This window comes from Oscillibacter sp. 1-3 (genome assembly GCF_000403435.2).
Taxonomy (GTDB): domain Bacteria; phylum Bacillota; class Clostridia; order Oscillospirales; family Oscillospiraceae; genus Oscillibacter.
On sequence record NZ_KE159703.1, the window covers coordinates 302,911 to 315,955 of the forward strand.

The following is a 13,045-nucleotide window of genomic DNA, read 5'->3' on the forward strand; positions in this document are numbered from 1 at the left end:
GTTGTTCAGGGGTTCAGACGGGGTCAGATTTTCACCAGCTCGTACTGCCGGACGCCCAGCCCCAGCTTCTCGGCGTGCTCCAGGCAGGTCTCCCAGTCCGTGTCCGGATGGGCGGCCTTGAAGTAGTCCGTGCCGCAGTCACAGTTCACATCCGTCAGTGCGGAGTTGGGAGCCACCGGCTGGGCCAGCACCGCGTCGGCGCAGGCCTGGTCCAGGGCCACGGGGTCAAAGGAGGCGAACATCCCCACATCCGGGGTGATGGGCACGTCGTTCTCGCCGTGGCAGTCGCAGTTGGGGGAGATGTCCAGCACCAGGGAGACGTGGAAGCAGGGGCGGCCGTCCACCACGGCCTTGGTGTACTCGGCGATCTTCTTGTTCAGGATGGCGGGGGCCTCGTCGTAGAGGCACTGGATGGCGTCCTTGGGGCACACCGCCAGGCACCGCCCGCAGCCCACGCACTTGTCCGTGTCGATGCCGGCCTTGCCGTCGGGGCCGAACCGGGGCGCGCCGTGGGCGCAGATTTTGGCGCAGGCCCTGCAGCCGACACAGGCCTTTTCCTTCACAAAGGGCTTGCCGGAGTTGTGCTGCTCCATCTTGCCCGCCCGGGAGCCGCAGCCCATGCCGATGTTTTTCAGCGCTCCGCCCATGCCGGCCTGCTCGTGGCCCTTGAAGTGGGTGAGGCTGACGAACACGTCCGCGTCCATCACCGCCCGGCCGATCTTGGCCTCCTTCACGTACTCGCCGCCCTCCACGGGGACGCAGACCTCGTCGGTGCCCTTGAGCCCGTCGGCAATGATGACGTGACAGCCGGTGGAGTAGGGGGTGAAGCCGTTGACATAGGCGGATTCGATGTGGTCCAGGGCGTTTTTCCGCCCGCCCACGTACAGTGTGTTGCAGTCCGTCAGGAAGGGCCTGCCCCCCTGGCTCTTCACCAGATCCGCCACGGCCTTGGCCCAGTTGGGCCGGAGATACGCCAGGTTCCCCGGCTCGCCGAAGTGCATCTTGACGGCGACGTACTTGTCCTCCATGTCGATCTCGCCGAACCCGGCGGTCATCATCAGCCGGGCCAGCTTCTGGGGAAGGTTCTCCCGCCAGCTGGGGCAGCGGAAGTCCGCGAAATAGACCTTGGATTTCTCAGCCATGTGTCGTTCTCCTTTTACCTGTTGGTTTTCACAAGACATATACCCCTATTTTAGCGCATGGAGTCCGGTCCATGTCAAGTCCTTTTTGCGCTTTCCCGGGATTTCGGACATAAAAAACGGGCGGTGAGCCGCCCGTTTTTCGCTATTGATCCAGATCGACGGAGATGTTGTCCGTGCCGTGCTCGTCAAATTCGTTGAGGTAGACGTCGATGCGCTCCATCAGCTCGGCGTAGTTGTCCCTGGTCAGGGGCTCGCCGTCCATGTCCCGCAGGGCCAGCTCCTCCGCCAGAATCTCGTAAAACACGATGTCCTCGTACCGCTCGATGGCCTCGTGGATGCCGCCGTCGGCGTAGGCCCGGGAGGGGATCAGATCCCCCTGGTACAGCTCCACCAGTCTGGGCATTTTGTGCCGCAGGCAGTGGGAGAACACCAGGCTTTCCACCTCGTCATACTCCCGGATGCGGTCATTCTCCCGGGTGGAGTTGATAACCCAGTTTCCTATGTAAACAAGATCCAGCAGATAGCGGTACTGCTGTTCCGTCAGCTCGATCTTCACAGGCGGACACCTCCCAAAATAGAATCAATCGTGACAGCCGGTATGATTATAACAAATCTCATTGGGAAAAGCTATATAAAAAAGCGGGAAAAAAGACTAAAATCTGTCTTGCGGCAGCCTCCTTATCATAGTATAATATATAATCCTGGCGTGTGTCCGGTGCGGCGGCCGGGAGATCACGGTTTGGTAAGGAGCTTGGGATACTTATGGATATGCGGCCCATCGGCGTGTTTGACTCAGGTCTTGGGGGACTGACGGCGGTGCGCTCCCTGCGGGAGATTTTGCCGGAGGAGAACCTCGTCTACTTTGGAGACACTGCTCGGGTGCCCTACGGCGGGCGGGCCCGGGAGACCCTTTTGAAATACGCCCGGCAGGACGTCCGCTTCCTGCGGACTTTTGATCTCAAGGCTATCCTCATCGCCTGCGGCACGGTGTCCACCACGTCCCTGGAGGCGCTCCAGGCGGAGAACGCCCTGCCCATTGTGGGGGTGGTGGAGCCCACCTGCCGCAGGGCGCTGTTGGTGACAAGGCGGAAGAAGGTGGGCGTCATCGCCACGCTGGCCTCTATCCGCTCCGGCGCCTACGAGGCGGCCCTGCGGCGGCTGGACCCGGCGGTGGAGGTCTTCGGAAAGGCGTGCCCGCTGTTTGTGCCCCTGGTGGAGAACGGCCGGGTGGACCGGGGGGACGTGGTCATCGAGACCGTGGCCCGGGAGTATCTGGAGCCGCTGCTGGACACCGGCATCGACACCCTGATTCTGGGCTGCACCCACTATCCGCTGCTGGAGGAGATCATAGGGGACGTCTGCGGCCCCGGCGTGACGCTGGTGTCCGCCGGGGAGGAGTCCGCCTTTGAGCTCAAGCGGATGCTGAAGGCCCGGGAGCTCCGGGCCCCGGAGGAGCGCCGGGGAGAGGTCTCCTTCTATGTCAGCGAGACGCCGGAAAATTTTGAGGACATTGCGTCGCTGTTTTTGCGGGAGAACCTGCATCACGCGGCCCGGAGGATCAACATTGACGAGTATTGAGGAAAACGGAGTGCCGGTGCTGCTGACCATTCGGGGGGAGCAGTACTTTGAAGGCACGGACCCTGACGCCACGGAACTGATGACCGAGGGGACCATGGCGGTGACGCCGGAGGAGATGGCCTTCTCTTATGAGGAGAGCGCCCTCACCGGCATGGAGGGGACCACCACCACCTTCGCGGTGCGGGGGCCCCAGGTGATCCTGACCCGCAGCGGCGCCGTAAACTCCCAGATGATCTTTGAGGAGGGGCGGCAGCACACCTCGCTGTACGAGACCCCCTTCGGGGGGCTGACGGTGGACATCCAGACCAGCCGCCTGCGGCACAATCTCACGGACCGGGGCGGGCTGATGGAGATCAAATACTCCATCGCCGTGGAGCACACGGTGACGGGGAGGAACTGTTTTAAGATCCGCGTCCGGCGGAGGTAGGGGGTGTCCGCCCTTGCAGGCGGGGGGAAAATTCAGCCATGATGATGGCTGGGCAGATGCACCCCCATGTCGTCGGAAGAAACTCCGCCGCTCCATTTCCGGCTAAAGCCGAAAATTCCGCTCAAGCTCCGTTCCTTCCTCCTCTCCCCACCGGACCCGCTTCGCTGGGCTCCGGCGGGGGCCCCGCTTTTCCGTTGCGCCGAAAAGAGAAAGCCCTCCAGAGGGCCTTCTCGCCGCTTTGCGGCTCACCTTGGCGGGCCGTGCACGCTTCAAAAGAGAAAAGGCGCTGGGGCAGAATTTTACCGCAAGGGTCAAATTCGCCCAAGGTACGGGGGCTGGCCTGAATCGGTGCTTCCGTGAATTGCCGGTCTTCTACCGGCTGCGTCTGACCCCGTACCGCCCAGAACCGCTCCGCCGCAGTCGGGACTTCCTTCGAGGGTGTTTTGCATCTTTGACGCAAGGCCCCCAGCGCCTCTTCCCGCGCTTCGCGCCTGGTTGGTACCGTTTGGGATGGTGCCCTATTCTACCGGTTTTCTTGTAGGGGCCGGGCTCTGACCCGTCCCGTCTCCCAACAACCTTTTGTTTGCCGGTAGAACACCTGTGAGGCCAGAGCCTTCTGCTGGTTATTTCCCCACAACCTCTAGGCCTTGTTTGATAAATGGCAAAATGCGCAGCGACGAGAGATTTTTTGCCGGTCGAGGCGATTTGACGCCGGCATACTTTGTGTATGGCAAGGAAAATCAACGCAAAGCGGCGGAAAAAGATCCGTCGCTTGGGCGTTTTGACATTTTTCAAACATGGCCTGGTACTTTTGGAAGACTTGTGGGGCCCGGTCGCCTGACCAGACTGCTTCCTGCCAAGAGTACTGTGGGGCCTGTACCCTGTGCTGGCTATCCCCAACACTGCCGGCGCCTCCGGCAGCCCCCCATAAAGCCGGCAGTCCCTTTCGCTGCCCGGGGAAATTAAACAATTAAGGAATTTTACTATAGACGAAAGAGGCATTGACTATGATTAACATGATTCAAAAAGCGAAGGATCAGGCCGCGGCGCTGGCCATGGCCGCCTATGAGGCCGCGGCTGCGGACGGCACGCTGCCCCGGGCGGAGGTAAAGACCGCTCCGGTGGAGATCCCCAAGGACACCGCCAACGGCGACTTCACCACTACCTTTGCCCTGGCCGCGGCAAAGGCTCTGGGGAAGCCCCCCCGGGCCATTGCCCAGGCCCTGCTGGACCACATGGACCTGGCGGGCACCTACTTCACCTCTGCCGAGATCGCCGGCCCCGGCTTTTTGAACTTCCGCTTGGGGCAGGACTGGTACGCCGGCGTCTGCGCCGCTGTGGAGAGCGAGGGGGCGGACTACGGCACCAATGACAGCCTGAAAGGTCAGAAGATCATGGTGGAGTTCGTCTCCGCCAACCCCACCGGCCCCATGCATATGGGCAACGCCCGGGGCGGCGTGCTGGGGGACACCCTGGCGGCGGTGCTCTCCGCCTCCGGGGCGGAGGTGAGCAGGGAGTTCTACGTCAACGACGCCGGGCACCAGATCGACAAGTTCGCCCACTCCATTGAGGCCCGGTATCTCCAGATCCTCCGGGGGGAGGATGCGGTGCCCTTCCCGGAGGACGGCTACCAGGGAGACGACATTAAGGAGCTGGCCCAGGCCTATTACGACCAGAACGGGGACAAGCTGGCGGAGGTCCCGGAGGCGGAGCGGCAGGAGACCCTGGCCCAATACGGCCTCAGTGTGAACCTGCCCAAGATGAAGAGCGACCTGCGGCGGTACAAGATCGAGTACGACAACTGGTTCTACGAGTCCTCCCTCCACGACAGCGGCTATGTGGCGCAGACGGTGGAGCTTCTGACAGACCGGGGATATACCTATGAAAAAGAGGGGGCCCTGTGGCTGAGAACCGCGGACATTATCCGGGAGAACCTGCTGAAAGCGGGGAAGAAGGAGAAGGACGTGGAGAAGCTGGATTTGAAGGACGATGTGCTCCGCCGGGCCAACGGGTTCTACACCTACTTCGCCGCCGACATTGCCTACCACCGCAACAAGTTCGCCGTCCGGGGCTTTGACCGGGTTATCAACATCTGGGGCGCGGACCACCATGGCCACGTGGCGCGGCTGAAAGGCGCTCTGGACGCCCTGGGCCTCAACGGCACAGAAAAGCTGGACATTGTGCTGATGCAGCTGGTGAAGCTGCTGCGGGACGGCGACGTGGTGCGCATGAGCAAGCGCACCGGCAAGGCCATCAGCCTCTCGGACCTGCTGGACGAGATCCCTGTGGACGCCGCCCGGTGGTTTTTCAACGCCAAGCCGGACACCCAGATGGAGTTCGACCTGGGACTGGCCGTGCGGGAGGACTCCGAAAACCCCATCTACTATGTGGAGTACGCCCATGCCCGGATCTGCTCGCTGCTGCGGGCGCAGGAGGCGGAGGGCGTGAGCGTCCCGGCCCAGAGGGACGTGGACATGTCTTTGCTGTCCGGGGAGACGGAGAAGGCCCTCATCAAGCAGCTGGCCCAGTTCTGCGAGGAGATCAAGCTCTCCGCCCGGAGCTACGACCCAAGCCACATCAATCGCTGTCTCCAGGAGCTGGCGGGGTGCTTCCACCGGTTCTACACCGCCTGCCGGATCAAGGGGGAGGAGCCCGGGGTCCAGGCGGCCCGGCTGAAGCTGGCGGACGACGCCCGCATTGTGCTGCGGAACGGTCTGAAGCTCATCGGCGTAGAAGCCCCCGAAAAGATGTAACAGAAAAAAGTTTTCGTCCACCTTTTTCAAAAGGTGGCGGGGTGCAGGGGCAGAGCCCCTGCGAAGCCGCCGCAAGCGGCGGCCTAAAAACCAAGAAGCTCTATTCACAGGCGCGGAGAGCCGTCCGGACAGGGCTGTTCGATCCGTGAAAATTTGCCTCGGCCGGCGCGGAAATCCCTCGCCCATCCGGCATTCCCCACCGATGAATACAGCTTCTAAGCAAAAGACGCTTTCCCCCGCCCCGGAGCGGGGAAAGCGTCTTTTACGGGCAGACAGAACAATCAAAACAAAAGAACTGCCTAAATTCTGTTTGAAAACCGTCAAAACGCCGTCTTGAGGCGTCTTTTCCCGCCAGGACTGCGTTGATTTGACTTGAAATCCGCCAGGATTCCTGTGTCAAATCGCCTTGATCGGCAAAAAAATCTCTTGCCTTTGCGCATTTTGCCATCTATCAAACAAGGCCTAAGCGTCAAAAGCAGAACATCTCACATTTTCAGGAGCTGTCATGAAAAGCCTCACATCCCGCCGTGCCGCCCTGCGGGCGGCCTTCCCGGCCACAATCCCCGTAATGACGGGCTATCTGTGCCTGGGGATGGCCTACGGCGTATTGATGCAGTCCAAGGGATACGGCCCCCTGTGGTCCACGCTGATGAGCGCCGTCGCCTTTGGGGGCAGTATGCAGTTTGCAGCCATCACGCTGCTGACCATGGCCTTTGACCCGTTTCAGGCGTTCTTCCTGGCCGTCATGGTCAACGCCCGGCATATGTTTTACGGATTGTCCCTGCTGGACAAGTACAAGGGCCTGGGATGGGCCCGGATTCCCCTGGTCTATCTTCTCAGTGACGAGACCTTCTCTCTGGTCTCCACGCTGACCCCGCCGGAGGACGTGGACCGGCGGCGCTTTTATCTGTACATCTCCCTGCTGGACTACGCCTATTGGGTGGCCGCCACGGCCTTGGGGGGATTGCTGGGGAATGTGATTACGTTTAATACCGAGGGTATGGACTTTGCCCTGACGGCGCTGTTCGTGGTGCTGTTTCTGGAGCAGTGGAAGAAGCGGGAGAGCCGGCCCGCCGGGATCATCGGCGTGGTCTGCGCCGCCGTGAGCCTGGCGGTGTTTGGGGCGGAGAATCTGGTGATCCCCGCCATGGTTCTGGTCCTGATCTCGCTGCTGGGAGGGAGGAAGCGGCTGTGTACCTGACGCCTATGCAGACTCTGGGCATGATCCTGGCGGTGGCCGCCGGGACCCAGCTGACCCGCTGGCTGCCCTTTTTGCTGTTCCCGGAGAACAAGGAGCCCCCGCGGGTGGTGACGGACCTGGGCCGCCTGCTGCCGGCAGCCATGATGGGGCTGCTGGTGGTCTACTGCCTCAAGGGCGTGAGCTGGTCTGCCCCGCCCTGCGGTGCGCCGGAGCTGTCAGCGATTTTGGCGGTGGTTTTGCTCCATCGCTGGCGGGGAAACGTGCTGCTGTCCATCGCCGGGGGGACGGCGCTGTACATGCTGCTGGTGCAGGCTGTGTTCTGACTTTGTCCGCCCAGGACGCCGCAAAATCACAGGGGTGTCTTTCGGCGGCGGAGGGGACGGCCTTTCAGGGGCGGTTTTGGTCTTTCAATTTTGCGGGGGAAGGGCGCCCGGGGTGGGCGTCCTTTCTGCCCTTGACAAGCCTTGATAATCTATGTATAATCAGCATAGATCATCAAGGTATTGAGGGGAGGCCCTGCATGAAGATTGACAAGAGCCTGATGAGCGGCAGCACCACCCTGCTGATTCTCTCCCTGCTGGCGGGGGAGGAGATGTACGGCTACCAGATGATTGTGGAGCTGGCCCGGCGGTCCAACAGGACCTTTGAGCTGAGGGAGGGGACGCTGTACCCCATCCTCCACGGCTTGGAGGCGGACAGGCTGGTGACGGTGCGGGAGAAGGAGGCCGACGGCCGAACGCGAAAGTATTACCGCATCACCCGGAAGGGTCGGCGGGCCCTGGAGGAGAAAAAGGCGGCCTGGAAATACTTTGCGGAGCAGGTGGACGCTGTGGTGAACAGCGCGTCCCTGGCGTGAGGCGGCCCATGCGGGATGAATTTCAGATCTGGGTGGACGCCGTGTGCGAGCAGGTCCGGTTCTGGCCGGACCGGAAGGGCATTGAAAAGGAGCTGCGCATCCATTACGAGGACCATTGCAGGGCGCTGGAGCGGCTGAACTACGAGCCGAAATTGGCGGCGGAGCGGTCCCTTCGGGCCATGGGAAACGCCCAGGAGGTGGGCTGGGCCCTGGACCGGATACATAAGCCCTGGCTTGGCTGGCTGTGGAAGTTCTCGGAGGGCACGCTGCTGATGCTGGTGCTGATTGTCCTGTGGCTGACTGTGTCCGCGGGCGGCGTCGAGCAGTTGATTTTCAGAACGCGGCAGCAGCTGGAGTGGACGGACCCGCCGGCGTGGGCGGACCATGTATCCCTGGAATGCGGGGACGTCTATCTGGCCCCCGGAGAGGTGAGAGAGACCGGCGGAAATGTGGAGGCGGAGCTCCGGTTCTGGGTGAAGGTCCGGGAGCCGGTTCCGGATTTTCAGCCTTGGGAGCTGGAGGTAGCGGACAATCGAGGCGCCGTTTCCTTCCGGGAATGGGGAGACGGAAGGCGGCAGACGTCAGGTTATCTGGAGTGGGAGCGCGTGCCGTACTGGGGTTGGACCCGGCATCAGATGACCCTCCGGCTGATTCTGGACTACCGCCCGGACTGGGTGGAGGTCTCCGCACCCGGCGGAGGCCGGGATTGGGTCCTGCGGGCGGAATGGGAGGAGGAGCCATGACGCTGAACCGAAAGGGAAAGACGGTTCGCAATTTGGCGCTCTGTGTCCTTCTGGGGGTTCTGCTTCACGCCTTGATGGGCTTTCCACCCTGCACCGTGAGGGCGATGTGCCGGCAGTTTCAGGCCAGCCGCCTTTTGGCGGGGGAGATCGAACCCCTGCATGTCCGGCATGAGCGGTACGGATACAGCGGCGACTGGGTCTATCGTGTCCGGACGTTTATTGTGGCCAAAAGCGGGGAGACGTACGCGTCCTTCCTGTACAGCCGAAACCTGCTGCAAAATGAGATCGACTACCATTACACTCCCAAAATTGAGCAGAACGCCCTCTGTGCGGCCTGGAATGGGACCATCTATGCCACGGGTCCCTTTGCGGAGGCGGATTCCGCAATCCTGGAGATCAAGGCCGAGCTGCGGAACCGGGACAAGGTTCTCAAAAGCAAAACCTTTACAATTGCAGGAGAGCGCCTGGAGAACGAGGTGTTTGGATTTCCCTATTCCCTGGACATGCTCGGAGGGGGGCTTTCGGGCTGGGCCCCGGAGGATTTGCCGGATGAGCTGTCCCTATATAATATCGCCAGACTGTGGTACGGGGATTACTGGGATGAAGACGGAGGCCATGGCATACGCCACGCAGATCTTCCCTGCGTCCTCACGCTGTATGACGGGAGCGGGAGGGAGCTGGAGCGTTATGATCTGAGCATCGACAACTATGAGATTTTTTTCAATTAAAGAGGAGGACGGTATCTCTCGATACCGTCCTCTTTTTGATTTCAGCAGTTCCACGTTGCCGTTGCAGAGGGGAAAGTTGAGCACTGACTGCGTGGCGTGTGAAAGCTCTTTTGGTTCCTTTTCTCTCGAGAAAAGGAACTCAGCCCTTGAACTCCACGTACAGCTCCCGCACCGCGTTGGGGTCTGCCGCGGCCTTGGGGGCCGCCGCGGGGGCCGCGGGAGCGGCCTGGGGCTCGTCGTGGGGGCCGTCCCGCCAGGCCAGGAACTTGGGGGCCACCTGAGGGAACAGTGCCAGGGAGAGCACGTCCTCGTCGCTCTTGGCGATGTCCTTGAACTCCTCCCGGTATTTCTCCACCTCCGGCTGGAGCAGGTCCGCCGGGCGGCAGGTGATGACCTCCTCCGGCTTGATGCCCGCCAGCGCCCGGACCTCCTCGTTGACCTCGCCGGGGACCTGGCCGTACTCGCCCTTCAAAAGGCCCTTGGACTCCTTGGGGAAGGTCTTGTACTTGCCCACCACCACGTTCATAACGGCCTGGGTGCCCACAATCTGGCTGGTGGGAGTCACCAGCGGGGGATAGCCGAAGTCCTTGCGGACACGGGGGATCTCCGCCAGCACGTCGTAGTACTTCTCCTCTTTATTGGCCTGCTTGAGCTGGGAGATCAGGTTGGACAGCATGCCGCCGGGCACCTGGTAGAGGAGGGTGTTGGTGTCTACGTTCAGGACCTTGGGGTCCAGACTGCCGGCCTCCTTGAGCCGCTGGGCCACCTTCCGGAAGTGGGCGGCGGCCTCGCTCATCTTGTTCAGGTCCAGGCCGGTGTCCCGCTCCGTGCCCTGGAGCGTGGCCACCAGGGACTCTGTGGCGGGCTGAGACGTGCCGTTGGCCAGGGGGCTCAGGGCCGTGTCCACAATGTCAACGCCCGCGTAGGCGGCCATGAGGTACACCATGTCGCCGGTGCCGGTGGTGTTGTGGGTGTGGAGATGGATGGGAATCTTCACGGTCTCCTTCAGCCGCTTGATGAGGGAGTAGGCGTCCATGGGCAGCAGGAGGTTTGCCATATCCTTGACACAGATGACGTCCGCGCCCATCTGCTCCAGCTCCTGGGCCAGCTTCACGAAGTACTCCTCGCTGTGGATGGGGGAGATGGTGTAGCTCAGAGTGGCCTCCACCATGCCGCCGTACTTCTTGGTGGACTTGATGGCCTGCTCCAGGTTCCGCACGTCGTTCAGGGCGTCGAAGATGCGGATGATGTCGATGCCGTTCTCAATGGACTTGCGGCAGAAGGCGTCCACCACGTCGTCGGCGTAGTGCTTGTAGCCCAGGATGTTCTGGCCCCGGAAGAGCATCTGGAGCTTGGTGTTGGGCAGGGCCTTGCGGAGCTTCCGGAGGCGCTCCCAGGGGTCCTCGTTGAGAAAGCGCATGCAGGAGTCAAATGTCGCGCCGCCCCAGCACTCCAACGACCAGTAGCCGATGGAGTCCAGCACTTCGCAGGCGGGGAGCATATCCTCAATCCGCATCCGGGTGGCCGCCTGGGACTGATGGGCGTCACGGAGGATGGTGTCGGTGATATACAGGGGCTTCTTAGATAAAAATTCCATAGCCATTTCAAATACCTCCTATCTATCAGCCAAACAGGGAGATCATCACGCCCGCCGCGATGGCGGAGCCGATGACGCCGGCCACGTTGGGGCCCATGGCGTGCATCAAGAGGAAGTTGCTGGGATTGGCCTTCTGGCCCTCCACCTGGGAGACCCGGGCGGCCATGGGCACCGCGGACACGCCGGCGGAGCCGATGAGGGGATTGATCTTCTCTTTCAGGAACAGGTTCATGATCTTGGCCAGAATGACGCCGCCGGCGGTGCCGAACCCGAAGGCCACGACGCCCATGACCATAATGGCGATGGTCTGGAGACTGAGGAAGGTCCGCCCGGTGGCGGTGCAGCCCACGGACACGCCCAGGAAGATGGTGACGATGTTGATGAGCTCGTTCTGCACGGTTTTGCTGAGGCGCTCCACCACGCCGCACTCCTTAAACAGGTTGCCCAGCATCAGGCAGGCGATCAGAGGGGCGGCGGAGGGCACCAGCAGGGCCACAAAGATGGCGACCATGATGGGGAAGATGATCTTCTCCTTCTTGGAGACCTGCCGCAGGGGCTTCATAACGATCTTCCGCTCCTCCTCCGTAGTCAGAAGGCGCATGATAGGGGGCTGGATGACGGGGACCAAGGCCATGTAGCTGTACGCCGCCACAGCGATGGGGCCCAGCAGCTCCGGGGCCAGAAGCGTGGAGACGAAGATGGCGGTGGGGCCGTCCGCGCCGCCGATGATGCCGATGGAGCCGGCCTGGGCGGAGGTGAAGAGGCCGGAAAGGCGGCAGCCCACGAAGGTGACGAAGATGCCCAGCTGGGCAGCGGCGCCCAGAAGCAGGCTCTTGGGGTTTGCAATCAGGGGACCGAAGTCGGTCATGGCGCCCACGCCCATAAAGATCAGACAGGGGTAAATGCCCAGCTTCACTCCCAGATACAGAATGTCAACGAGACCCGGCGTGATGGACTGGCCGACGGTTGCCGTGGACAGTACCGCGTCCGAGACCTTTGCCGTGGCCAGCTCATTGATGAACTCCTGAGTTACCGGTGAGCCGCCGATGAGATCCCAGTGGATATGTCCGCCGGCAAAAAATATCTCGTGGAACATATTGGCGCCGGGCAGGTTGGTGATGAGCATGCCGAAGGCGATCGGCACCAGCAGCAGGGGCTCAAACTTCTTCACGATACCCAGGTACAGCAGGAAGCAGGCAATGACGAGCATAACCAGGCACTTCCAGTTGTCTCCCTGGGTAAACAGCGCGAAGCCCGTGCTGTTTACAAAATCCAGAATAGCTTCCATGTGTGTCCCTCCAGCGCCTTACTGGATGACGCACAGCAGCGTGCCGGACTCCACGGCGGCGCCCTTGGAGGTGTTGATGGAGGCCACCTTGCCGTCGCAGGGGCACATGATCTCGTTCTCCATCTTCATGGCCTCCAGGATCATCAGCACGTCGCCCTTCTTCACGGCGGCGCCCTGGGCGACCTTCACGTCCAGAATGGTGCCGGGCATGGGGCTGGTGACCTGCTCGCCACCCGCGGGGGCCGCGGCAGCCGGAGCCGGGGCAGCGGCGGGAGCGGCGGCAGGGGCAGGGGCGGCGCCGGTCAGCTCCTCCAGCTGGATCTCATAGGCCGTGCCATTGACGGTGACTCTGTACTTTTTCATGTTGCTCTCTCCTTTTCCCTCTTACAGTTTTTTCATGGATACGATCCGGATGCCCGTGATGTCCGTGCCGAGCTCCTCCGCGATGGCGGCGGAGACGGCGGCCACCAGTTCCTGACGGTTGGGCTCCGCGGCTGCGGGGGCGGCGGGAATGGCCGCAGGCGCGGCGGCAGGAGCCGCGTGGCCGCCCACGATCTTGCCCATGACCGTTGTCAGGACGATGAGGCAGATGAGACCGAAGAACACGGTGCCCATGCCCATCAGGCAGACGAACAAGTTGGAATATTCCATATACTCCCTCCCATAAAAATGATAGCAATCGTATTGTATCAACTCCCGACGGAAAAAACAATGACTTTCCGAAATTTTATG

The 13,045-nt window shown here is 61.8% G+C and carries 14 protein-coding genes; 8 read left to right on the top strand and 6 right to left on the bottom strand.

Annotated features, from left to right (window positions below; genetic code table 11):
- Positions 1-23 precede the first annotated feature (23 nt).
- On the bottom strand, positions 24-1,142 hold the full coding sequence (locus tag C816_RS01515) for a DUF362 domain-containing protein (RefSeq protein WP_016320635.1): 1,119 nt from the start codon (positions 1,140-1,142) through the stop codon (positions 24-26).
- Between the two features lie 142 nt (positions 1,143-1,284).
- Positions 1,285-1,698, bottom strand: a complete 414-nt coding sequence (locus C816_RS01520) for a hypothetical protein (protein ID WP_016320636.1) — start codon at positions 1,696-1,698, stop codon at positions 1,285-1,287.
- A 206-nt stretch (positions 1,699-1,904) separates the two neighbouring features.
- Here C816_RS01520 and murI point away from each other — a divergent pair, with 206 nt between their 5' ends.
- The 8 genes from murI (at position 1,905) to C816_RS01560 (ending at position 9,428) form a co-directional block, all read left to right on the top strand.
- Positions 1,905-2,720: a glutamate racemase gene (murI, locus tag C816_RS01525; protein ID WP_016320637.1), complete on the top strand. Its 816-nt coding sequence runs from the start codon at positions 1,905-1,907 to the stop codon at positions 2,718-2,720.
- Positions 2,707-3,147, top strand: coding sequence for a YwiB family protein (locus C816_RS01530; protein ID WP_016320638.1), 441 nt, complete (start codon positions 2,707-2,709; stop codon positions 3,145-3,147). Before murI ends, C816_RS01530 begins: the two co-directional genes overlap by 14 nt.
- A 1,007-nt stretch (positions 3,148-4,154) precedes the next feature.
- A complete protein-coding gene (gene argS, locus C816_RS01535; RefSeq protein ID WP_016320639.1) occupies positions 4,155-5,900 on the top strand; it encodes an arginine--tRNA ligase in 1,746 nt (581 codons plus the stop codon).
- 505 nt (positions 5,901-6,405) lie between these two features.
- Entirely contained in the window at positions 6,406-7,101 is a 696-nt protein-coding gene (locus tag C816_RS01540) for an AzlC family ABC transporter permease (RefSeq protein WP_016320640.1), read from the top strand.
- Entirely contained in the window at positions 7,092-7,424 is a 333-nt protein-coding gene (locus C816_RS01545) for a branched-chain amino acid transporter permease (protein WP_016320641.1), read from the top strand. The genes C816_RS01540 and C816_RS01545 overlap by 10 nt, the downstream gene beginning before the upstream one ends.
- 197 nt (positions 7,425-7,621) lie before the next feature.
- The gene (locus C816_RS01550) at positions 7,622-7,957 is read left to right on the top strand and encodes a PadR family transcriptional regulator (RefSeq protein ID WP_016320642.1); all 336 of its coding nucleotides are present in this window, start codon (positions 7,622-7,624) and stop codon (positions 7,955-7,957) included.
- Between the two features lie 8 nt (positions 7,958-7,965).
- Positions 7,966-8,700 (top strand): hypothetical protein, encoded by a 735-nt coding sequence (locus C816_RS01555; RefSeq protein WP_016320643.1) that lies wholly within the window; start codon positions 7,966-7,968, stop codon positions 8,698-8,700.
- On the top strand, positions 8,697-9,428 hold the full coding sequence (locus C816_RS01560; RefSeq protein WP_016320644.1) for a hypothetical protein: 732 nt from the start codon (positions 8,697-8,699) through the stop codon (positions 9,426-9,428). The genes C816_RS01555 and C816_RS01560 overlap by 4 nt, the downstream gene beginning before the upstream one ends.
- A 139-nt stretch (positions 9,429-9,567) precedes the next feature.
- Here C816_RS01560 and C816_RS01565 read toward each other — a convergent pair whose 3' ends face one another.
- From C816_RS01565 to C816_RS01580, 4 genes are read right to left on the bottom strand one after another with little or no spacing between them, the layout of a single operon-like run.
- Positions 9,568-11,031, bottom strand: coding sequence for a pyruvate carboxylase subunit B (locus tag C816_RS01565; RefSeq protein WP_016320645.1), 1,464 nt, complete (start codon positions 11,029-11,031; stop codon positions 9,568-9,570).
- A 19-nt stretch (positions 11,032-11,050) separates the two neighbouring features.
- Positions 11,051-12,313, bottom strand: a complete 1,263-nt coding sequence (locus C816_RS01570; RefSeq protein WP_016320646.1) for a sodium ion-translocating decarboxylase subunit beta — start codon at positions 12,311-12,313, stop codon at positions 11,051-11,053.
- Positions 12,314-12,331: 18 nt separating this feature from the next.
- The gene (locus C816_RS01575; protein WP_016320647.1) at positions 12,332-12,676 is read right to left on the bottom strand and encodes a biotin/lipoyl-containing protein; all 345 of its coding nucleotides are present in this window, start codon (positions 12,674-12,676) and stop codon (positions 12,332-12,334) included.
- Positions 12,677-12,697: 21 nt separating this feature from the next.
- Positions 12,698-12,964: an OadG family protein gene (locus tag C816_RS01580; protein ID WP_016320648.1), complete on the bottom strand. Its 267-nt coding sequence runs from the start codon at positions 12,962-12,964 to the stop codon at positions 12,698-12,700.
- Positions 12,965-13,045 lie beyond the last annotated feature (81 nt).